Annotated in this window: 1 protein-coding gene; it reads left to right on the forward strand. The window is 64.1% G+C overall.

From position 1 onward, the window contains the following. Positions 1-1,250: DNA-primase RepB domain-containing protein (locus tag L630_RS0120735; protein ID WP_024850070.1), on the forward strand; the 1,250-nt coding region annotated here is incomplete at its 5' end. Positions 1,251-1,278: the final 28 nt, after the last annotated feature.

Consider the following 1,278-nt stretch of genomic DNA (forward strand, 5'->3'; position numbering starts at 1 on the left):
GGGAACGTGCCATGTCACGGCACGGCGTAGGTCCGCGCCTGAAAGGATCGAAGGCGAGCCACGCCACGCTGCGTGACTACTACTCCGCCGTCGCCAGCCAAGAGGTGCACATGCACCTCGAGCAGCTCACCCTGAGCGACCCTCCGACAAAGGGGCTGTTCGAAAGCGGAGGGTCCCATCGGGAAAAGATCGAGGCGTGGAAGAAGGCCGAGCAGAAGCGGATCCGCGATGAGCTGCGCCCACTCCAGTCGCTGGCAGCGAGGGGCCGCCTGTACGACGCAGAGCGCCTGACGGCGCAGTCTGCAAGAGCCGACGCGACGGCAGCGCGCAGCAACTTCTACCAGGTCGCGCAGCGGTTCAGCGAAGCGCTCGAAGAGCTCACCTTGACCAAAGAAGAGGTTGCCCGGCTGCGCACCTTGCCGATCAAGGACGTGGCGGCCGCCATAGGGTACGACGGACCGATAGGGCCGAAGGAGAACGCAATCGACCTAGTCAAGCGCGTCGGTGGGCTCGATTTTAAGGGCGCTACGGCGTGGCTGCACCAGAACATGGGGGAGGATGCCATGGCGGCCGCGCTGCGCGCGTACGGGGCCGCCAAAACGCCGCAGGAGGCCATCTGGACGAAGGCCGACCGGGTCAAGCGCCAGGTCATCGAGCGCCAGCTGGGTGCCCTCGATGCGGAGACCTACCGCATCACCCTCATGCGCGACGGCAGCGGCGTGAATTTCGGCAAGAAGGAGCTTGGGAAAGATCTGCTGGGCAGAGATGACGTCATCGCCAGCGTGCCGAAACTTTCGGCCTGGAACGCCGCAGGCTGGAACGTTTTTGTGACGCCGATCGACATGGTGACACGTCACATCCTGATCGATGATCTGACCGATGGACGTCTCGCCGAGATCGAGGGTCATGGCTACTGCCCGTGTGTCGTCCAGAGGACCTCCCCCGACTCGATTCAGGCCGTCCTGAAGGTGCCCCGCGCCTCGACCCCAGAAGAGGCGGCGAACGAGTTTTTTAAGGACATGAACCGCACCAGAGGCGATGAGAAAATCACGGCCCTGGAACGGCCATTTCGCCTCGCAGGCTTCCAGAACCGCAAGGAGAAGCACCGCGACGCGGCGACGGGCACATACCCCTTCGTGGCGCTCCTGGATGCGGTGAACGTGACGTGTCACCGCTCGATCGAGGTCATCAAGGCCTACGCCAAAAAACTCGCCTCAGAAATGACGCGCAGCCCCCGCCGCAGGCCGTGACAAGTCACGCTCCCCGAGCGGAGCGAGG

The sequence above is a fragment of the Aminobacter sp. J41 genome, assembly GCF_000526635.1.
GTDB lineage: Bacteria > Pseudomonadota > Alphaproteobacteria > Rhizobiales > Rhizobiaceae > Aerobium.